Source organism: Stutzerimonas stutzeri, assembly GCF_002890895.1.
Classification (GTDB): domain Bacteria; phylum Pseudomonadota; class Gammaproteobacteria; order Pseudomonadales; family Pseudomonadaceae; genus Stutzerimonas; species Stutzerimonas stutzeri_AB.
Genome location: NZ_POUL01000011.1, coordinates 39,156 through 57,887 on the forward strand (window position 1 = coordinate 39,156; position 18,732 = coordinate 57,887).

The 18,732-nt window shown below is 62.7% G+C and carries 18 protein-coding genes; 6 read left to right on the forward strand and 12 right to left on the reverse strand.

Translation table 11 applies throughout. The features are described 5' to 3' along the window. Positions 1 to 27: 27 nt before the first annotated feature. A complete protein-coding gene (locus CXK96_RS17670) occupies positions 28 to 2,130 on the forward strand; it encodes a CHASE2 domain-containing protein (protein ID WP_102837748.1) in 2,103 nt (700 codons plus the stop codon). Between the two features lie 5 nt (positions 2,131 to 2,135). Here the strand turns inward: CXK96_RS17670 and CXK96_RS17675 are convergent, their stop codons facing one another. Beyond that, positions 2,136 to 2,729 (reverse strand): OmpA family protein, encoded by a 594-nt coding sequence (locus CXK96_RS17675; RefSeq protein WP_102837749.1) that lies wholly within the window; start codon positions 2,727 to 2,729, stop codon positions 2,136 to 2,138. Between the two features lie 5 nt (positions 2,730 to 2,734). Continuing rightward, positions 2,735 to 3,208, reverse strand: a complete 474-nt coding sequence (locus tag CXK96_RS17680) for a FecR family protein (RefSeq protein WP_234484317.1) — start codon at positions 3,206 to 3,208, stop codon at positions 2,735 to 2,737. Between the two features lie 116 nt (positions 3,209 to 3,324). Between CXK96_RS17680 and CXK96_RS17685 the strand changes: the two genes are divergently transcribed. After that, on the forward strand, positions 3,325 to 5,418 hold the full coding sequence (locus tag CXK96_RS17685) for an HD family phosphohydrolase (RefSeq protein WP_102837751.1): 2,094 nt from the start codon (positions 3,325 to 3,327) through the stop codon (positions 5,416 to 5,418). Between the two features lie 17 nt (positions 5,419 to 5,435). Here CXK96_RS17685 and CXK96_RS17690 read toward each other — a convergent pair whose 3' ends face one another. Continuing rightward, on the reverse strand, positions 5,436 to 5,633 hold the full coding sequence (locus CXK96_RS17690) for a hypothetical protein (protein ID WP_102837752.1): 198 nt from the start codon (positions 5,631 to 5,633) through the stop codon (positions 5,436 to 5,438). Positions 5,634 to 6,247: 614 nt separating this feature from the next. Here CXK96_RS17690 and CXK96_RS17695 point away from each other — a divergent pair. Next, positions 6,248 to 8,215 (forward strand): AAA family ATPase, encoded by a 1,968-nt coding sequence (locus CXK96_RS17695; protein ID WP_102837753.1) that lies wholly within the window; start codon positions 6,248 to 6,250, stop codon positions 8,213 to 8,215. 66 nt (positions 8,216 to 8,281) lie between these two features. Here CXK96_RS17695 and CXK96_RS17700 read toward each other — a convergent pair whose 3' ends face one another. Continuing rightward, on the reverse strand, positions 8,282 to 9,325 hold the full coding sequence (locus tag CXK96_RS17700; RefSeq protein ID WP_256061656.1) for a GlxA family transcriptional regulator: 1,044 nt from the start codon (positions 9,323 to 9,325) through the stop codon (positions 8,282 to 8,284). 148 nt (positions 9,326 to 9,473) lie between these two features. Here CXK96_RS17700 and CXK96_RS17705 point away from each other — a divergent pair, with 148 nt between their 5' ends. Together CXK96_RS17705 and CXK96_RS21035 are read left to right on the forward strand one after the other, a co-directional pair. Continuing rightward, complete coding sequence (locus CXK96_RS17705) at positions 9,474 to 10,346, forward strand: tetratricopeptide repeat protein (protein WP_256061657.1); 873 nt, start codon at positions 9,474 to 9,476, stop codon at positions 10,344 to 10,346. Positions 10,347 to 10,402: 56 nt separating this feature from the next. Beyond that, entirely contained in the window at positions 10,403 to 10,642 is a 240-nt protein-coding gene (locus CXK96_RS21035; RefSeq protein WP_258005605.1) for a hypothetical protein, read from the forward strand. 36 nt (positions 10,643 to 10,678) lie between these two features. Here CXK96_RS21035 and CXK96_RS17710 read toward each other — a convergent pair whose 3' ends face one another. The 5 genes from CXK96_RS17710 to CXK96_RS17730 form a co-directional block, all read right to left on the reverse strand. After that, positions 10,679 to 11,296 (reverse strand): TPM domain-containing protein, encoded by a 618-nt coding sequence (locus tag CXK96_RS17710; RefSeq protein WP_102837755.1) that lies wholly within the window; start codon positions 11,294 to 11,296, stop codon positions 10,679 to 10,681. Positions 11,297 to 11,382: 86 nt separating this feature from the next. Continuing rightward, positions 11,383 to 12,141, reverse strand: coding sequence for a TPM domain-containing protein (locus CXK96_RS17715; RefSeq protein WP_180981554.1), 759 nt, complete (start codon positions 12,139 to 12,141; stop codon positions 11,383 to 11,385). Further along, positions 12,138 to 12,746 carry a LemA family protein gene (locus CXK96_RS17720; protein ID WP_102837756.1) on the reverse strand — a complete coding sequence of 203 codons (609 nt, stop codon included), beginning with the start codon at positions 12,744 to 12,746 and terminating at the stop codon, positions 12,138 to 12,140. The genes CXK96_RS17715 and CXK96_RS17720 overlap by 4 nt, the downstream gene beginning before the upstream one ends. Positions 12,747 to 12,824: 78 nt before the next feature. Beyond that, the gene (locus tag CXK96_RS17725; protein ID WP_102837757.1) at positions 12,825 to 14,048 is read right to left on the reverse strand and encodes a CaiB/BaiF CoA transferase family protein; all 1,224 of its coding nucleotides are present in this window, start codon (positions 14,046 to 14,048) and stop codon (positions 12,825 to 12,827) included. Positions 14,049 to 14,224: 176 nt separating this feature from the next. Then, the gene (locus tag CXK96_RS17730) at positions 14,225 to 15,406 is read right to left on the reverse strand and encodes an acyl-CoA dehydrogenase (protein WP_102837758.1); all 1,182 of its coding nucleotides are present in this window, start codon (positions 15,404 to 15,406) and stop codon (positions 14,225 to 14,227) included. Between the two features lie 183 nt (positions 15,407 to 15,589). Here CXK96_RS17730 and CXK96_RS17735 point away from each other — a divergent pair, with 183 nt between their 5' ends. Further along, positions 15,590 to 16,495, forward strand: coding sequence for a LysR substrate-binding domain-containing protein (locus CXK96_RS17735; protein WP_102837759.1), 906 nt, complete (start codon positions 15,590 to 15,592; stop codon positions 16,493 to 16,495). Positions 16,496 to 16,580: 85 nt separating this feature from the next. Here CXK96_RS17735 and CXK96_RS17740 read toward each other — a convergent pair whose 3' ends face one another. From CXK96_RS17740 to CXK96_RS17750, 3 genes are all read right to left on the reverse strand, one after another. Continuing rightward, complete coding sequence (locus CXK96_RS17740; RefSeq protein ID WP_102837760.1) at positions 16,581 to 16,967, reverse strand: helicase; 387 nt, start codon at positions 16,965 to 16,967, stop codon at positions 16,581 to 16,583. A gap of 137 nt (positions 16,968 to 17,104) precedes the next feature. Beyond that, complete coding sequence (locus CXK96_RS17745; RefSeq protein ID WP_045431184.1) at positions 17,105 to 17,377, reverse strand: HU family DNA-binding protein; 273 nt, start codon at positions 17,375 to 17,377, stop codon at positions 17,105 to 17,107. Between the two features lie 152 nt (positions 17,378 to 17,529). Then, a complete protein-coding gene (locus CXK96_RS17750; protein WP_102837761.1) occupies positions 17,530 to 18,732 on the reverse strand; it encodes an NAD(P)/FAD-dependent oxidoreductase in 1,203 nt (400 codons plus the stop codon).

The following is an 18,732-nucleotide window of genomic DNA, read 5'->3' on the forward strand; positions in this document are numbered from 1 at the left end:
GTCGGCCGGTTGCAGGGAGCGCGACTGATGACTCTACCCGGCCGCTTGGCACCACGCCTGCTGCTTGCCAGCGTTGGCTTGCTGGCAGCATGCGTGCTCTACCTCACCGAACCGATGCTGCTGCAAACACTGCGCAACAGTCTGTTCGACCAGTATCAGCGATGGCAGCCTAGGCCAGCGCCGGCACAAACCAACGTGCTGGTCCTGGACATCGACGAAGACAGCCTCGCGCGTCTCGGTCAGTGGCCATGGCCCAGGGACCAGATGGCGCAGCTGCTGGACCGGCTGCGTGAGGCTGGCGCTGCCGTTGTGGTATTCGACGTGCTGTTCGCCGAACCGGACCGCAGCTCCCCGACGCAACTCCACGAACGGCTCCCTTCCGATCTCGCTGCGCAACTGAAGCAACTGCCGGATCATGACCGGCTATTCGCCGAGGCACTCGAGCGCCAGCCCAGTGTTCTCGGCTTTGCAGCGACGCGCTCGCCGACCCGATCCACGCCCATCAACCGCTTCGCCGTGCAGCTGCAGGCTGATGGGCATCGTCCCGCCTTTCCGATCTACGCCGGCACCGCCACGGCATTGTCGGAACTGGAATCGGCAGCGGCAGGAAGCGGCGCCATGACGTTCCAACCGGACGGGGACGGCGTGGTAAGGCGCGTGCCGCTGATGATCAAGGTTGACGATCATCTGCTGCCATCGCTCCCGGCCGAAGCGATACGCGTCTTTCTAAAGCAGAACCTCTACCGGGTCGACGCCGATTCACGCGGTGACGTCGCTCAGGTCAGCATTGGCCGTATCGCTCTGCCGACCAATCGTCGCGGCGAACTCTGGGTGCACTATCGCGCCGACATGAGCGCACAGAACTTGCCGGCATGGCAGCTGTTCGAAGGACGTCCCGACCCCAGACTGCAGGGCGCTATCGTGCTGGTAGGCAGCTCGGCGCAAGGGCTGCAGGACCTACGCTTCAGCCCGCTTGGCGGCATGCTTCCCGGCGTACAGGTGCATGCGCAGGCGATCGAGCAAGCTCTGTTTGGAGCACCGCTGCAACGTCCTTACTGGGCCAACCCGATCGAGGCTGTGACTCTCCTTCTCGCCGCCCTTGTGCTCTGCGGCATTACGCTTGCCACCGGAGCTCTGACGGGTGCCCTGGTATCGGCTGGGCTGCTGGCGACGCTGAATGTCATTGCCTGGTGGGCCTACTCACGCCATGGCTTGCTGTTCGATGCGCTCAGCCCAAGCCTGGGTCTGGCCATCACCTACCTTGGCGCCAGCATTGCTCGCCATCGTGCCAGCGAACAGCAGCAGCGCTGGGTGCGCGCAGCCTTCTCCCGCTATATCTCACCGAACCTCGTCGAGCATCTGGTACGCCACCCGGAACAGTTGCGCCTGGGTGGCGAGCGGCGCTGCTGCAGCTTCGTCTTCACAGACCTGACAGATTCGACCCGGCTGATGGAGGGGCAACCGCCGGAGCGAGTGGTAAGCATGCTCAATGAATATCTGGAGGGCATTATCCAGATCGCCTTCCGCCATCACGGAACGTTGGAACGCATCATGGGCGACGGTATGGCCATTCTTTTCTCCGCACCGCTGGCGCAGCCCGACCATCAGCAACGCGCTCTCGCCTGCGCCTTGGAGATTCGCCGGTTCACTCGCGAGCATGCCGCCGCCCAGCACACCGCCGGAATTGCGCTTGGCCCCACTCGCATTGGCGTGCACAGCGGTGACGTAGTGGTAGGCAATTTCGGTGGCTCGACGCTGTTCGACTACCGTGCGCTCGGCGACGCGGTCAATGTCGCAGCGCGGATCGAAGGTGTGAACCGTTATTTCGGCACCGAGCTGTGCGTGTCGCAGGCGATTCGCGATGCCAACCCCGACACGCCGATGCGACCGGTCGGCAATGTATTGCTCAAGGGTAAGCAGCAGCCGCTCCGTCTTTACGAGCCTTGCGAAACGCAACCGGACGCTCTGTACGAGGCGGCACACAAACTACTGTCAGAGGACGAGGGCGACGCCCTCGAAGCATTCGAACGGCTGGATATTCAGCGGCAGGATGATGCGCTGGTGCGCTACCAGCTCGAGCGGTTGCGCAGCGGGCAACACGGTGAGCTCATCGTGATGACAGATAAGTAGATCTCTTAACGGACGCTGACTTCCACGCGACGATTGCGCGGCTCGGACACGCCATCACGGGTTTTGATCAGCAGGTTGCGCTCACCATGCGACGAAACCCTGAGATCGATCACATCGATATGACGCTTACGCAACATCTCGGCGACTGCCTGGGCCCTGCTCAGCCCCAGTTGCTCGTTCCAGCGTGGGCCGCTGAGCGTGTCGGTATGACCTATCACCGAGACCGCAGACGGACCGCGCTGACGGATCGTCTCGAATACCTGGTCGATGGCCTGCTCAGACTCTTCGGTGAGTTCAACGCTACCGATCTTGAAGTACAGCTGGAACCGCTGAGGCAACGCTGGCTGTGCAGCCAGCGCGGCGGAAAAATCGCGAGCGATGCGCATGTCGCCAACCTCGAAAGGCCCAGAGCCGAAGCCCCGTGAACCGATCACGGCACCCTGATGCTTGCGATCAAGACGCGTCTGACCCTGTGCATCTTCGATGACCACGGCACCGGTGGTGCCATCGGGACTCTCCAGCAACACCACATAGTCGCCCGTCGCGCAGCCTGTCATCAGCAGCGCTAGACACAACAGCGCAAACGTTCTCTGTAGCATTCGCCTCACTCGCTGACCTTCACCAGAAAATGCGTACCCCGTACTCCGATGGTCCCGGTCGGCGTTTTCAGCTCGACCGCCTCGGGTTTCAGCTTTGCGATCACACCGGAGATGAAGTTCAGCGTACCTCGGCTGATTTGCGCGCTCAGCTTCAGCTCTTCGTGAGCTGGCTCAAACTGGTACTCATCCAGCGTGAACTCGCTGTTGGGGCCGAACGACATCACCGTGTTGTCGCTCAACGTGACGCCCATCGACCCCTGGGCACCGGTGCGCAGTGTCGCCCCGATGATGACCGCCTGCCCTACCCGCGCCTCGATGGTCTGCCCACGGCTGGTCATGGTCGCCTCGCCCTGGACTTTCATGATGTAACCAACGGGCTCGCTGATGTCATCCGCCACTGCCAGCCCAGAGGCCGCCATAAAGCCAAGGACAAGCACAGTTCGGGCAATTTTTACCACTGGGGCGCTTCTAGTGGCCATGATCAATGTAACCTCCGTGGTCGGCCAATGGCCTGCGAATCGGTGCACAGCGTTTCTAACTGCGCTCACCGATGTTTTCCTGGCATTTCCGTCAAGTAATCGCCGCAGGATGCAGTATGACCTCTAGCAAATACAAGCTCAGCTACGAGACCTGGGCCTCAGCGCTGGTGACGATGTTTATTCTCGTACCCACCGTGCCGGTGCTTCTGCTGGCCGGCTTCGAGTGGCTCGACTTGCGCGGGGTGCTGCTTGTCGAGCTGCTGTTGATGTTTCTCAGCCTGCCACTGCTGTTCGTGTGCCTGGCGAGCATCCGCCGCTCGCTGGGCGCACTGGCAGAAGACACACGGCGCATCCGCGAGCTCGATTTCAGCCCCCACAGCAGTCCTCACTCGCCGATTCGCGAGCTCGACGAGCTGCACCGCCAGCACGACAGCATGCGGCGCTCGATCCACACACAGAACCAGGCGCTGGAAGAGGCTCAAGAGAAACTGGCGAGCCTGGTCGAAAACGGCATGCTGATGTCTTCCGAGCGCGACAAACACCGTTTGCTCCAGCACATCCTGATGCAAGGCAAGCGGATCTGTAACGCCGATGCCGCCACGCTCTATCTGATGACCGACCACGACAGCTTGCGCTTTACCCTGCGCTCGAAGGCTGACCAATTACCTGCATTCGAACTGCCGTTGCACGATCCGGACACCGGCACGCCCAACGAGCGGCACGTGTCGACCTATGTGGCCCTGCGCAGGGAAACCGTGATCATCGACGACGTGTACAGCGAGACGCGCTTCGATCTTTCCGGCACCCGCCGCTTCGATATGGAATCGGGCTACCGTACGGTTTCGATGCTCTGCGTACCATTGGTTGCGCACGGCGGCGAAGTGCTCGGTGTTCTGCAATTCATGAACGCGACCGATCCCAACAGTGGCGACGTCACCCGCTTCAGCAGGCAGAACCTCCGATTCGTCGAAGCACTGGCCTCCCAGTCGGCCGTCGCACTGGAGAACCACAACCTCATCGACTCTCAAACTGCGCTGATCGACGCGATGATCGAGATCCTCGCAGGCGCAATCGACGCCAAAAGCGCCTATACCGGCGGCCATTGCGCCCGCGTACCTGAGCTCGCGCTGATGCTGGCGGAACAGGCCAGTGCGACGGCGGAAGGTCCGCTGGCGGACTTCCGCTTCGAAACCGACGAGCAGTGGCGGGAGTTCCGCATCGGCGCCTGGCTGCACGACTGCGGCAAGGTCACCACTCCCGAGCACATCGTCGACAAGGCAACCAAGCTGGAAACGGTCTACAACCGCATCCATGAGATCCGCATGCGCTTCGAAGTCCTGCTACGCGACGTCATGATCGAGCGTCTCGCCGCCTTGGCGGCCGGCGAACCAGCAGAAGCCGTCGAGACCCGACACGCCGCCGAGGTGGCGCGTTTGCAGGAGGAGTTCACCTTCGTGGCAGAGTGCAACATCGGCGGCGAGCTGATGGCGCCGGAGCGGATCGAGCGCTTGCAGCGCATCGCCGAACAGCGCTGGACACGTCACTTTGATGACCGGCAGGGCCTTTCCCATGAGGAGGAGACGCGCCTGGAAGGCTTCCCGGCCAAGCCGCTTCCGGCTTCCGAAAGGCTATTGTCGGACAAGCCAGAACACCTGATGCCACGCGCCGAAACCAAGGCGCTGGACCCCAAGTACGGCTTCAAGATGAGCGTGCCCGAACATCAGTTCAACTTTGGCGAGCTCTACAATCTGAGCGTCAGCCGCGGCACCCTGACCGCCGAGGAGCGGTTCAAGGTCAACGAGCACATCGTGCAGACCATCGTCATGCTGGAGAATTTGCCGTTTCCCAAGAACCTCCAGCGCGTGCCGGAATATGCCGGCACCCACCATGAAACCTTGCTTGGTACCGGCTATCCGCGGCAACTGGGGCCCGATCAGCTATCGATACCCGCACGAATCATGGCCATCGCCGACATCTTCGAGGCGCTGACCGCCTGCGATCGCCCCTACAAGAAGGCCAAACCGCTGAGTGAGTCGATCCGCATCCTGGCGCGGCTGCGTGACCGTGGCCATATCGATGCGGACCTCTTTGCCCTGTTCCTCTCCTCGGGACTGCACCTCAGCTATGGCCATCGCCATCTCAAGCCCGAGCAACTCGATCAGGTAGATATCAGCGAGTTTCTGCAGCGTCCCACTGCAGCCGCCAGTTGACGGCCACTTAGCTCTGATCAGCTGGCGACGCGACCATCCCATAGTTCCTTGTCGTCGAGTTGGCAGGTGTCGACGTAGCGCGGCATGCCGCCGATCTCCTCCAACTCCGTCATGCCGGCGAGCTGGCTGACGATGCGGTAACGCTTGCCTGCGGTCTTGTCTTGCAATGGATAGAGCGCGGCAATCTGCTGCGCCAACTCGGTCAGGGTGGACATGGTGCGGGTAATGCTCTGGGTGCGAAAAACCAGGCTATTTACTACGAATCCTCCCTGATTGCGCGGGGTAGCCGACGTCCAGCAGGCCGCTCATCGGAACGGCTTGTTTTTGCACGTAAATCTCTCTTTTCAGAGCAGCGTGGGCGCTTTTCAACTACAGCGTGCGCGCGGCCGGGCCAGCCGAATGGACAAGCGGAGATCATGCGCGAGTGAACACGCCTCAGGAGGTCGTTCAAGAGTACGGCGCTTGATCTGGTCGGACTACGGGCTACGGGCTACGGGCTACGGGCTACGGGCTACGGGCTACGGGCTACGGGCTACGGGCTACGGCGTGCGTCCCCGCCCCAGCCGTTTCGTTCCACAACTAAGCGGTCATTCGTCGAAAACTGGCCTGCCATTCGTCGTGCAGCCGCTTGTATGGTGGCACTTGCCGTATTCTCGCCGGCTATCGGCGTTCAGCAACCCGATTCGCAGTCCGGCATATAAATCGCATCCAACAAGCCCGAACTGTGCTGCGCCACCCAATTGGCGCCGCGGGACTTTCCCGTGAACAACTGTGGTCCGCCCTCCGGCGGTTGTTTGTCGAACATCGGGCCCTCCCGATTGGATGTGAAATGAAAACACCACGTCTGCTACAAGGTCGCCGCGGCCCTGTGCTCTCTGTTTTCCTGTTGCTGCTGATCGCCGCGTGCGTGGCCTTCTGGCAGTTGCGGCCAGCTGCTCCCTCCACCCCTGCGACTGGCGCTGCCGCCAGCATGCTCGAGGCCCTGCAGCAATCTACCGATCCCTGGGAAGCCAATCGCCGCGATCTTTCGGTGTTGATGGCTGACCTGCGTGGCGCCAGCATCAGCAGCGCCGCGCTGGGCAAGGATGCAGTCTTTATCAGCCTGCACGATGGGCTTCGTTACTGGGTACCGGACCAGTCCGGGCGTGTCGCTCAGCTGCTGCTCGACCAATACGCCAGCAGCCAAGGCGAGCTGTTCCCGCTGTCCATGTTTGAAACCGACGGCGAAGCGCCCTGGTACAAGCCGGTCGTGCCCTATGCACCCTTTATCCTGTTGCTGATCGGCGCCCTCACCTACCTTGCAATCAAGAGCCAGGCCTTCCCGGTCCAACGCAAAGGCAGCGGCATCAGCTTTGCCGATGTGATTGGCGCCAGCGAAGCCAAGCAGGCGCTTAGCGATGTGACCGCCTATCTGCGCGATCCGGCTGCCTACACCGCGCTGGGTGCGCGCCCGCCAAAAGGCGTGCTGCTTACTGGCGAGCCGGGCACCGGCAAGACTCAGCTGGCCAAGGCACTGGCCACCGAATCCAATGCCAGTTTCATTCAGGTGACCGGCAGCGATTTCTCCTCGATGTATTTCGGCGTTGGCATCCAGAAGGTCAAGGCGTTGTTCCGTACCGCGCGCAAGCAGGCGCCGTGCATCATCTTCATCGACGAGATCGACGGCATCGGCAAGCGCGCTGAACAGCAGCGCTCCAGCGACGCTGAGAGCAACCGCATCATCAACCAGTTCCTTGCCGAAATGGACGGTTTCGACGGCGCCAACGGTGTACTGGTGCTGGGTGCGACCAACTTTCCGAACTCGCTGGACCCGGCGCTGGTGCGCGAAGGCCGCTTCGACCGCTCCATTGCCGTGGGCCTGCCAGGGCTGAACGACCGCGAGGCACTGTTCCGCCTGTACGCCGCCAAGATCCGCGCCGAACAGGATCTGGACTACGCACAATTGGCGCGCAACACCGTGGGCCTGACCCCCGCCGCCATCGCCTACATCGCCAATCATGCCGCCCTGCTCGCCGCACGAGGCGCCGCAAAGTCCGTGAGCATGGCGCATTTCGTCGACGCGGTGGAAACCTGCCGCATCGGTGAACAGCCTTCCGGCGTGACGCCCATGTCGCCTACCGACCGCAAACGCATCGCGGTGCACGAAGCCGGTCATGCGCTGGTCGCTGCCGCGCTGAAAACCGGTCGGGTGGAAAAGGTCACCATTCTGCCGCGCGGCCAGGCGCTGGGCGTGACGCTGGTAACGCCCGTCGAGGACAAGCGTCTGCACATGGAATCCGAACTGCGCAACCGCATCCAGATGCTGCTGGCTGGCCGTGGGGCCGAGCAGCTGTATTTCCACGAAGTGTCCTCGGGCGCCGGTCAGGATCTGCAGGAAGCCTCCAAGATCGCCCTGTCGATGGTTGGCGCGTTGGGCATGGGCCCGAACGGTTCGCTACTCAGTTTGCAGGCGGTACGCGACGCGCATATCGAGTTCGACTCCGGTGAATCCATCCGCGCGGCCGACAACCTGCTCAAGCAGCTCGACCGTGAATGCATGGCCCTGCTGCAGCAGCTCAAGCCGGCGCTGGATGAGATCGCTGACAAACTCCTGGCCGAGGAAACCGTGCCGGGTGAAGAGGTCCTCGCCGCCATCGCGCGCTTACCCGAGCATCATCATGAGGCCCGCGTCAGCTCGATCATCGGCCATGCCATGAGCAGCATCGACCGGGTGGCCGCCAGCGCCATGGAGAACGACGGCTTTATCGATCTGGCACCGGTTGAGCAACCCGAGGACGACGGCCCCGGAATGCTCTGAACCAGACGCCCGCGATCACTCACGCGGGCTTCTTGGCGACCGCCACTGCGTCGTATGCCAAGCGGCTCAGTGCGGTTCTGCTGCCGCGGCCTGCATGGTCGCCACCCCAGCCAGGCGCCGCGCCAGCACACCGAAACGTCGCCGGTACTGCGCCGGCGTCATGCCCACCTTGCGCCGGAACAGCCGACCGAAAAAGCCGGCATCCTGATAGCCGACCTCCCAGGCGACCGCTTCAACCGGGAGGTCTCCGCTTTCGAGTAATTGCTTGGCTTCCTCCAGTCGCAGCGTATGCACGTAGTCCAGCGGCGACAGCCCGGTCGCCTGGGCGAAACGGCGCTGGAACGTCCGTTCCGGCAGTCCACTGATCCGCACCATCTCCGCCACCGGCGCGTCGGCTTCGTAATGTTGAGCAGCCCATTCTTGACAATGGGCAATGACCGGATCGGCCAGTTGACTGGTGCGCATCATCGCGGCGTAGGCCAGCGGACTGGTCGCATCCCAGTCGAGCAGATTCATCCGCGCGACCTCCATGGCTTCCGTGGCGCCAACGAAGCGGGCAATGAGGAACAATCCCAGCGCATGCCAGCTGCTGCCGCTGCCCGACATCACCAGCCGCTGGCCGACGCCAGCGGTAACCAACGCTTTGTCCGGCTGCCAGTGAACCTCAGGGTATTCCCGCCGCAGGCAATCGTAATATCCCCAGTGCGAGGCACCTTCGCAGCCTTTCAGCAGGCCGGTACGCGCCAGCAGCAGGGCGCCGGAGCAGGCCGAAGCCAGCGTCGCACCGGCCTCGTAACGCTCGCGCATCCATTGCGCTTCGCGGTCATAGCGATCATCCAGCGGCGCCCAGGGGCTGATGGCCAGATCACTGACAATCACCACATCGGCCGAGACCATGCTGTCCAGACTGGCGTGGGCGTGCACGAGGACATCGTTGTACACACGCAACGGCTGCCCGTCGCGGCTGACGATCCGCGGCAACAAAGGCGCATCGACACTGGTCTGATTGATCAGATGCTGCCAGTCGCGGCGGGCACCCGACAGCAGATCGTAGAGACCGAACAGCGTCGAAGCCGTGCTATCCGGTGTCGCCAGAAGAGCGACAGTCAAGGGAGGCAGTCTTTCAGCATGATCTGAGCGTGTCATGGCGGAAATGGCCGTTTTGTTTCCAGGATGGCTTTAGTCCGACCGGCCCCATACCCCGACTATGGGCTCCGTTGGCACCTGCCAACGAACTGGACTCATGGAGCATAGAACAATGAAAGACGCACATGGCTACCAACTGACCGGCTGCAACGGCCAAGCGCAGGCGTTGCTTGACCAGGCGCTGGAGCAGTTCCGCTGCCTGCGCACCGCCTCGCTGGCGAGCACCGAAGCCGCACTCGAAGCTTCTCCTGAACTGGTGATGGGCCACGTTCTCAATGCCTGGCTCTATTTGCTAGGCACCGAAGCGGCTGGAATCCCCGTTGCCCAAGCCTCGCTGGACCAAGCCCGGGCTCTGCCGCAAAACGACCGGGAGGCGCGCCATATTCAGGCGCTGCAACTGTTGATCGACGGCCGCTGGCACGCGTCCGGGCGCATGCTGGAAGACCTCAGCCTCGAGTATCCGCATGACCTGCTGGCATTGCAGGCAGGCCATCAGCTGGACTTCTTCACCGGGGATGCGCGCATGCTGCGCGACCGCATCGCGCGGGTATTGCCGGACTGGTCATCCTCGGTGCCGGGCTATCACGCCGTGCTCGGCATGTACGGCTTTGGGCTGGAAGAATCTGGCGACTACCTGCACGGCGAGCGCGTTGGCCGCGAAGCGGTGTCACTGCAACCCGATGATGCCTGGGCACAGCACGCCGTCGCACACGTGCTCGAGATGCAGGGCCGGCGTGAGGAAGGCATCGCCTGGATGCGAGGCAATCCGGCCTGGCAGCAGGACAGCATGCTCGCGGTGCACAATTGGTGGCACCTCGCCCTGCACTATCTTGAGCACGAGGATTTTGAAACCGTGCTGGCCCTCTACGACGGCCCGATCGATGGCCATCAGGGCAGCCTCGCAATGGAATTGATCGACGCCAGTTCGCTGCTCTGGCGCCTGCAATTGCGCGGTGTGGATGTCGGCAATCGCTGGACGGGCTAAGCGAAGCGCAGCGGCGCGCCTGTCAGCAGGACGACGACAATGCACGCTTCACAGCGATGATCGGTGCTCCAGGGGTCGAAGCAGTGACGGCGTTCGTCGATGGGCAATATGCGCGTTGCGTGGATTTGCTAAGGCCAGCCCGCAGCCAGGCTCATGTATTTGGCGGCAGCCACGCCCAGCGCGACCTGATCGACCAGACCTTGCTCACCGCCGCACGCCGCAGCGATCAGCACAGTCTAGCGAGAGGCCTGCAGCGCGAACGCGAGCTGCTTGCTCGTCAGCGCAGCGCGGCTTGAGACAGAAGGGATGTCGGCAGTGCCGGCATCCCGGCTTCAGGGCAGCACCACCAGGTGGTTCGGCAGCTCGTTGCGCTCGTGCGTTGCCGGGACGTGCTGCTGGAGCAGCGTGCCGCACGCGTCGATGCAGCCGACAAAACCCTCCAGCACCCGTCCGTTGCGTACATGGGCGGTAAAGGTCTCGACGATCGACTCCCAGGCGCTGTTGTCGATGCGGCTGGAGATGCCTCGATCCACCAGAATTTCCACATAACGCTCGGCTTCGGAGACAAAGATCAGCATCCCGGTGCCATCGTCGGTGTGATGCAGGTTCAGTTCGATGAACTGCCGCCGCGCCAGGTTGCAGGCACGCCAGTGCCGTACCGAGCGAGGAATCAATCGACTGGTCACCTTGGGGATTCGAAACAGTACCGCCAGCACCAGGAAGGTCAGCCATTGCACCAGCAACAACTGCCAGCCTGCCAGCCAACCGGTAAAGAACAGCAGCGCACCGGGCAGCACCAGCGCAATCAAGCTCGCCCAGAGTAGCGGGATATAGCGATAGTCATCGGACTGGCCGGCCAGTACGGTCACCAGCTCGGCATCCGTTGTGCGCTCCACTCGGGCGATGGCCTCGGCCACCTGCTGCAGTTCGCTTTCGCTCAAAAGGGTCATTGCATGTCCATCATTGATGAGGCTCTTGTCGTTCTAATCTGAAGGGGCGAGCCTGCATGGCAGGCCCCATCGAGTTCACATGCCGGCTACCAGCCACCGGAAGCACCGCCGCCGCCAAAGCCGCCGCCACCGCCGCCGAATCCGCCGCCACCGCCAAAGCCGCCACCGCCACCACGGCCCATGCCACCGAGCAGGGCACCGAGTAATACCGCGCGACCTGCACCTCGTCCGCCTCCGCGACCACCACGGCCGCCACCGATGACGAAAATCGCTACCAGCATCAGAAAGAAGCCAAGAATGCCGAGCCCGCCCGGCTGCTGCGCACCCATCGGCATGGCCGGCGGCAGCGCAGCGGTCCGCAGCGGATCGCCACCCAGCACCTGAATAATGGCCGCGGCGCCTTCGGTAATCCCACGGGTGAAGTCGCCCTCGCGAAAGGCGGGTGTGATGATGCGATTGATGATCACCGACGACTGCGCATCGGTCAGCCGGCCTTCCAGGCCATATCCGACTTCAATGCGGACTCGGCGATCATCACGCGCAACGATCAACAGCGCACCGGTGTCCTCGTCTTTCTGCCCGATACCCCACTCACGCCCCAGCTCGACACCAAACTCTTCGATACTGCGGCCTTGAAGATTCGGCACGGTGACGACCACCACCTGCTCGCCGCTGGCCTGTTCATGCGCGGCGAGCATGCTGGTCAGCCGCGCCTCGGCCTGCGTATCGAGCAGTTCGGCCTGATCGACCACTCGGCCGGTCAGCGCAGGCAGCTCGACGCCCTGAGCGGCGATGCCGCTCGCCCAGAACAACAGCGCGAGGATCAGGGGGAGCGTACGCATCATTGGAATTGCACTTGCGGCGCCCGTTCAGCGTTCTCGGTTGTGGCCTCGAAGTTCTCGCGGATGGGCATATCGCCGTACATCAGGGTATGCCAGATGCGACCGGGAAAGGTCCGGATCTCAGTGTTGTAACGCTGGACGGCGGCGATGAAATCGCGACGTGCGACCGCGATACGGTTCTCGGTGCCTTCGAGCTGCGATTGCAGCGCAAGGAAGTTCTGGTTGGATTTCAGATCCGGGTAGCGCTCGGACACCGCCATCAGCCGGCTCAATGCGCCAGTCAGCTGGCTCTGCGCCTGCTGGAACTGCTGCATCTTCTGCGGATCGTCGAGGTCATCAGCGCTGATCTGGATCGAGGTTGCCTTGGCGCGCGCCTCGGTCACTGCAGTGAGGGTGTCCTGTTCCTGACGGGCGAAGCCCTTGACCGTCTCGACGAGGTTGGGAATGAGGTCGGCGCGGCGCTGGTACTGGTTCTCGACCTGTGCCCAGGCCGATTTCACCTGCTCGTCATACTGCGGAATGTTGTTGATGCCACAGCCGGCCAGCAGCCAGGACATGAACAGGACAACCGTCAGTTGCCAGGTGAATCGATAACGCTGCATCTGCATGATCCGCTCGTCCTTCCAAAAATCCAGGGTACAGGATAAGGATAGCCGAGCGGTCCGAGAGTTCAGGTTGTAACGACCTCAGATCACGCCGGCACGACGCAGCGTGTCGATCTGCTCGGGCGCACAGCCCAGCAGCCGCTGCAGCAAGGCTTCGCTGTGTTCGCCGAGCAGCGGCGGGGCCTTGCGGTATTCCACCGGCGACTCGGACAGCCGAATCGGGCTGGCCACCTGGGGCACGCTGCCCGCCAAAGGATGCGGCATCTCGACACGCAGTCCGCGCGCCTGCACCTGCGGATCAGCAAACACCTGAGCCAGGTCGTTGATCGGCCCGCAGGGCACGCCAGCCTGCTCCAGTATCGCGACCCATTCGGCCGTGGTGCGGAACACCGTGACCTGGCGGATCATCGGCACCAGCTCCTTGCGATGCGCCACGCGCGCCTTGTTACTGGCGAAGCGCGGATCATCAGCCCACTCCGGGTGCCCGGCCACTTCGGCGAACTTGCGGAACTGACCGTCATTGCCCACGGTGAGAATGATGTCGCCATCGGCCGTCGGGAAATCCTGATAAGGCACGATATTGGGATGGGCATTGCCCATGCGCTTGGGCGGCACGCCGGTGGTCAGGTAGTTCATCGCCTGGTTGGCCAGGCAGGCGACCTGCACGTCCAGCAGTGCCAGTTCAACGTGCTGGCCGACGCCGCTGTGCTCCCGGCGGTTGAGCGCCGCGAGCACGCCAACGGTGGCGTAAAGCCCGGTGAGGATGTCGGTCAGTGCCACACCGACCTTGACCGGCCCGGCGCCCTCTTCGTTTTCGGCGCGCCCGGTCAGGCTCATCAGGCCGCCCAGGCCCTGAATCATGAAGTCGTAGCCCGCACGCTGGGCGTATGGACCATCACTGCCAAAGCCGGTGATCGAGCAATAGACCAGCTTGGGATTGATTGCTTTCAGGCTTTCGTAATCCAGCCCGTAGGCCGCCAGCCCGCCGACCTTGAAGTTCTCCAGCAGCACGTCGCATTGGGCCACCAGCTCACGAATGATCCGCTGGCCCTCAGGCTGGGTGAAATCCAGCGTGAGCGACTGCTTGTTGCGGTTGGCCGACAGGTAATAAGCGGCTTCCGACGTGTTTTCGCCCTGCTGGTCTTTCAGGTATGGAGGCCCCCAGTGGCGGGTGTCGTCGCCCGTGCGCGGGCGCTCGACCTTGATCACCTCGGCGCCGAGATCACCGAGGATCTGCCCACACCAGGGGCCTGCGAGCACACGTGACAGGTCGAGGACGCGGATATGAGAAAGGGCGCCGGGCATGAATGAAGCCTCAAGGTGTTGTCGCCGCGCCGCAGACATCAGCCTGCAGCCGGTCGAGGAAAAGCATAGGGTGGATCGGGGCGCGTAGCTGACGCGTTACCCATCCACCAAGCGGAGCTGAAGTTGTCGGCGTAGCCGAAGGTGGATGAAGTGCGCCATCCACCCTACGGCACCGCTTAGAAGAACGCCTGAATGCCGGTCTGCGCACGGCCCAGAATCAAGGCATGCACGTCATGCGTACCCTCGTAGGTGTTGACCACCTCGAGATTGACCAGATGCCGAGCCACGCCGAACTCGTCGCTGATGCCATTGCCACCCAGCATGTCGCGGGCCAGGCGCGCCACGTCCAGCGCCTTGCCGCAGCTATTGCGCTTCATGATCGAGGTGATTTCCACCGCCGCAGTGCCCTCATCCTTCATCCGGCCGAGGCGCAGGCAGCCTTGCAGCGCCAGGGTGATCTCGGTCTGCATGTCGGCCAGTTTCTTCTGGATCAGCTGGTTCGCCGCCAGTGGGCGACCGAACTGCTGGCGATCCAGGGTGTACTGGCGGGCGGTGTGCCAGCAGAACTCGGCGGCACCCAGGGCACCCCAGCTTATGCCGTATCGGGCGGAGTCCAGGCAGGTGAACGGGCCACGCAGGCCGCGCACGTCGGGGAAGGCGTTCTCTTCCGGGCAGAACACGTTATCCATGACGATCTCACCGGTGATCGAGGCGCGCAGGCCAACCTTGCCGTGAATCGCCGGAGCAGACAGACCTTCCCAGCCCTTTTCCAGCACGAAGCCGCGAATCGCGCCCTCGTCATCCTTGGCCCATACGACGAAGACGTCTGCAATCGGGCTGTTGGTGATCCACATCTTGGCGCCGGACAGGCGATAGCCGCCATCAACCTTCTTGGCCCGCGTAACCATCGAGCCAGGGTCGGAACCGTGGTTAGGCTCGGTCAGGCCGAAGCAACCGATGAACTCGCCGCTGGCCAGCTTGGGAAGGTACTTCTGCTTGGTTTCTTCATTGCCGAACTCGTTGATCGGCACCATCACCAGCGAAGACTGCACGCTCATCATCGAGCGATAACCCGAATCGATACGCTCGACTTCGCGAGCGATCAGGCCGTAGCACACATAGTTCAGACCACTGCCGCCGTAGGCTTCGGGAATCGTCGCGCCAAGCAGACCGGTATCGCCCATCTCCCGGAAGATCGCTGCATCGGTGCGCTCGTGACGAAAGGCTTCGAGGACCCGAGGCGCCAGCTTGTCGGCGGCGAACTGTTGGGCACTGTCACGCACCATGCGCTCTTCATCGGTGAGCTGCTGATCGAGCAGCAGCGGGTCGATCCAGTTGAAGCTTGCTTTGCCGGCCATGGGTGGTCCTCTTGTCGTAGACGATGAACCGGGCACAGGGCCCGGTGCAGCATTGGATGGATTGATACTAGAAGCTGCCGGCGCACCCAGCAAACGAGTAATTCGCATCAATCTGTGCGATTTACTCACTTCAGAGTATGCTAAACGGCCTGAATATTCGGCTATTAGTGAGGCAGCCGCATAATGCGCCGCAAGATTCCCAGCACCGCCGCGCTGGTCGCCTTCGAAGCGGCGGCGCGTCATCAGAGCTTTACCCGTGCCGCCGAGGAGCTGGCGCTGACCCAGAGCGCCATCTGCCGACAGATCGGCGGGCTGGAGGAATTCCTTGGGCTGGAGCTGTTTCGCCGCTCACGCCGAGGCGTGAAGCTGACCGAGGCAGGCCAGTCTTATGCGCGCCGCGTCGCCACTCAGCTCGATGCGGTGGAACGCGACACCCTGTCGGTCATGGGGCAGCAGGGCGCTCAGAATATTGAGCTGGCGCTGGTGCCGACCTTCGGAACCCAGTGGCTACTGCCGCGCCTACGTCAGTTCCAGGCCTTGCACCCGGAAATCACCGTCAACCTGACCAATCGCACCCGCCCCTTCCTCTTCGCCGATACCGAGTTCGATGCGGCCATCTACTTCGGCGACGGCGACTGGTCCGGCACCGTGGCTCATCGCCTCATGCCGGAACACTCACTGCCGGTGTGCAGCCCCGCCTTGCTCGGCAATACGGGCCAACTGGCTGTCCAGACGATCGCAGAAATGCCGCTGCTGCAGCAGACCACCCGACCCTATGCCTGGCGTCAGTGGTTCGATTCGTTGGGAATGAAAGTCGCACGGGACATGACCGGTCCCCGCCTCGAACTGTTCTCGATGCTGGCCCAGGCTGCCGAGCATCAGATGGGCATCGCGCTGATTCCGCCGTTTCTGATTCAGCGCGAACTTGCCGAGGGGCGCCTGGTGATTGCACACCCCCACTCGTTCCGGCGCGAGGATCAGGCCTATCACCTGATGATCCCCGAGCGACGCGTGGAGTCGGCCGCCCTGAACGCCTTCCGCGACTGGCTGCTCGACGAAGTGCACGCCTGGATGGCGCAGCAGCAATAGCCGCTGACGGGCTTGCCGACCGCTGGTGTGCTTCACCAATCAACCGGGAGCAATAGCACCTCGCCGGACAGGCGCAGCCGGCGAATCAGGCCGCTTCCGGCTTCTTCTTTCGCGGCTTGAGGTATTTGGTCAGGCCCTGAAACCACATCACCAGCGCGGGGTTGCCCTGGATCTGGATGTCTTTGTTCTGAATGCCCTGCATAAAGGCGAGCTGCTTGTTCTTCGCGTTCATGGTGTCGAAACCGTAGGCGCTGTCCTTGAACCCTATGGCGAAGGCAGGTTCAACGGCAGGGCCGCCGTGGCTGGTGACGCGCTGATCCTTGACCCGGTAGTGGCGAGCCACTTTGCCGTCGAGGGTATGCAATTGGAAGGTCAGGTCTTTGTCGCCGAGTTGTTTCTGAAAGTCTGGGTTGTTGCGGCTGGCCTTGGCCATCAGGCGACCAAGCATCCAGAGAAGAAAGCGAAATTTCATGTTTGACCGACCGTTGGCAGGAAAAGCGGCATTGTAGCGGCTGGTCGGAGCGGCGGAAGCAGGAGAACAGAGGGGTCTGGAGAGGACTGCTCAGTCAGGTTGACCCGGAGCCTGGGTGGCCCCGGGCGGCGCGACGTTTAGTTGATCGCGTCTTTGAGCATCTTTCCCGGCTTGAAAGCCACTGTGTTGCTGGCCTTGATAGTGACGGGTTCGCCCGTTTGCGGGTTCTTGCCTGTACGGGCCCCGCGATGTCGTTGTACGAAGGTGCCGAAGCCCACCAGGGTGACACTGTCCTTGCGGTTCAGTGCGCTGGTGATTTCATCCAGTACGGCGTTGAGTACACGGTTGGCCTGATCTTTGGTGAGATCGGCCTTGTCAGCGATAGCGGCTGCGAGTTCCGGTTTGCGCATAGATAGCCTCTACATATTTATTGTTTTTTTTGTTTCGCTGCTCTCCGAACAGCGTTCCATACCGCCGCAGCAGCTCTAGGCTGCACCAGCGGGTCAACGGAGCATGGCACGCTGCTAGCACTCGCGCCAGTCCTCGCCAGCGCTTTGCCGAATCATTGCGGAGACTTTAAGGACAGAATTTGGGGCAGTTCAGCCAACACCGGCGGCAGCTGCTTGTTGAGCGCCAAACGCTGCTGCACGGCCGTTCCGGTCAGGGCGTAGCCCAGCAGGCGGCCTTCGCGATCCTGAAACAGCGCCGTCAGATCATTGCCTTCACCCTCGACGCTCCAACGGCCTTCGCTTCCGGCGGCCGGCGGTGAGACGACCAAGGGGCAAACCGGCGTCTTGACCGTGATTGGCATGGGCCCGTAGGTGACGGGTGTCGGCTGACCGGCGAGGGTTCTGGCCAGCGCACGAACGCCGCTCATCAGCGGCATCACATAAAGGAGGTTGAGCCCTTCGACCTCGGCACAATCACCCAGGGCGTAGACGTGCTCCGCCGAGGTCTGCAGCAGCCGATCGACTTCGATGCCCCGGCTGACCTGCATGCCCGCAGCTTCGGCCAGCTCGGTGCGCGGCCGCAGTCCTACGGCACTGACCACTAGATCGCACGGGATTTTCTGGCCGTCTGACAGCTGCGCCACCAGCTCGTCATCGTCGCGTTCCAGTCGCTCTAGCACCGGCCCCAGATGGAAACGAGCCCCCAGAGATTCCAGCCCGCGCTGCACTGCAGCTGCCGGCTCGACCGGTAGCAGTGACGGCATGATCTGCTCGCATGGCGCGACCAGCTCCACCTCATAACCACCGTGCAGAAGATCATTGGCAAATTCGCAGCCGATCAGCCCGGCGCCGAGGATCAGCACGCGGCGCTTGCCTTGTGCGGCCTCGCGGAAACGGCCGTAGTCGAGCAGATCGTTGATTGGGAAGATGGCCTCCTGCGCATCACCGGCAACCGGCACGTTGATGGTTTGCGCGCCCCAGGCAATGACCAGATCACGGTAGGGCACGGGCTCGCTGCCGATCCAGACGCGACGGTTGGCCGGGTCAAGGCGCGTCACCTTGGTGTGGGTGCGAATCTCGGCGTTGAGCTGGATGGCCATCGGCCCGGCCACCGTCATGCCGAGCGCGTCGGCATCCTTTTTCATGGCGAAGCCGGTGGAGAGCATCGGCTTGGAATAGGAGCGACCGTCGTCAGCAGTAATCAGCAGCAGCGGTGTCTCGGTGTCGAGCTTGCGAAATTCGCGGGCGAGGTTATAGCCCGCCAGCCCGGTGCCGATGATCACCAGAGGCAAGTCTTTATCGTTCGAGTCGTTCAT

Bases quoted from the DNA above. Each gene is read 5' to 3' on its own strand.
- CXK96_RS17720 (WP_102837756.1), bottom strand. From the start codon at position 12,746: ATGCAGATGCAGCGTTATCGATTCACCTGGCAACTGACGGTTGTCCTG.
- CXK96_RS17695 (WP_102837753.1), top strand. From the start codon at position 6,248: ATGAAAACACCACGTCTGCTACAAGGTCGCCGCGGCCCTGTGCTCTCT.
- CXK96_RS17675 (WP_102837749.1), bottom strand. From the start codon at position 2,729: ATGCTACAGAGAACGTTTGCGCTGTTGTGTCTAGCGCTGCTGATGACA.
- CXK96_RS17725 (WP_102837757.1), bottom strand. From the start codon at position 14,048: ATGCCCGGCGCCCTTTCTCATATCCGCGTCCTCGACCTGTCACGTGTG.
- CXK96_RS17745 (WP_045431184.1), bottom strand. From the start codon at position 17,377: ATGCGCAAACCGGAACTCGCAGCCGCTATCGCTGACAAGGCCGATCTC.
- CXK96_RS17670 (WP_102837748.1), top strand. From the start codon at position 28: ATGACTCTACCCGGCCGCTTGGCACCACGCCTGCTGCTTGCCAGCGTT.
- CXK96_RS17735 (WP_102837759.1), top strand. From the start codon at position 15,590: ATGCGCCGCAAGATTCCCAGCACCGCCGCGCTGGTCGCCTTCGAAGCG.
- CXK96_RS17750 (WP_102837761.1), bottom strand. From the start codon at position 18,732: ATGAACGACTCGAACGATAAAGACTTGCCTCTGGTGATCATCGGCACC.
- CXK96_RS17690 (WP_102837752.1), bottom strand. From the start codon at position 5,633: ATGTCCACCCTGACCGAGTTGGCGCAGCAGATTGCCGCGCTCTATCCA.
- CXK96_RS17730 (WP_102837758.1), bottom strand. From the start codon at position 15,406: ATGGCCGGCAAAGCAAGCTTCAACTGGATCGACCCGCTGCTGCTCGAT.
- CXK96_RS17680 (WP_234484317.1), bottom strand. From the start codon at position 3,208: ATGGCCACTAGAAGCGCCCCAGTGGTAAAAATTGCCCGAACTGTGCTT.
- CXK96_RS17715 (WP_180981554.1), bottom strand. From the start codon at position 12,141: ATGATGCGTACGCTCCCCCTGATCCTCGCGCTGTTGTTCTGGGCGAGC.
- CXK96_RS17705 (WP_256061657.1), top strand. From the start codon at position 9,474: ATGAAAGACGCACATGGCTACCAACTGACCGGCTGCAACGGCCAAGCG.
- CXK96_RS17685 (WP_102837751.1), top strand. From the start codon at position 3,325: ATGACCTCTAGCAAATACAAGCTCAGCTACGAGACCTGGGCCTCAGCG.
- CXK96_RS17710 (WP_102837755.1), bottom strand. From the start codon at position 11,296: ATGACCCTTTTGAGCGAAAGCGAACTGCAGCAGGTGGCCGAGGCCATC.
- CXK96_RS17740 (WP_102837760.1), bottom strand. From the start codon at position 16,967: ATGAAATTTCGCTTTCTTCTCTGGATGCTTGGTCGCCTGATGGCCAAG.
- CXK96_RS21035 (WP_258005605.1), top strand. From the start codon at position 10,403: ATGATCGGTGCTCCAGGGGTCGAAGCAGTGACGGCGTTCGTCGATGGG.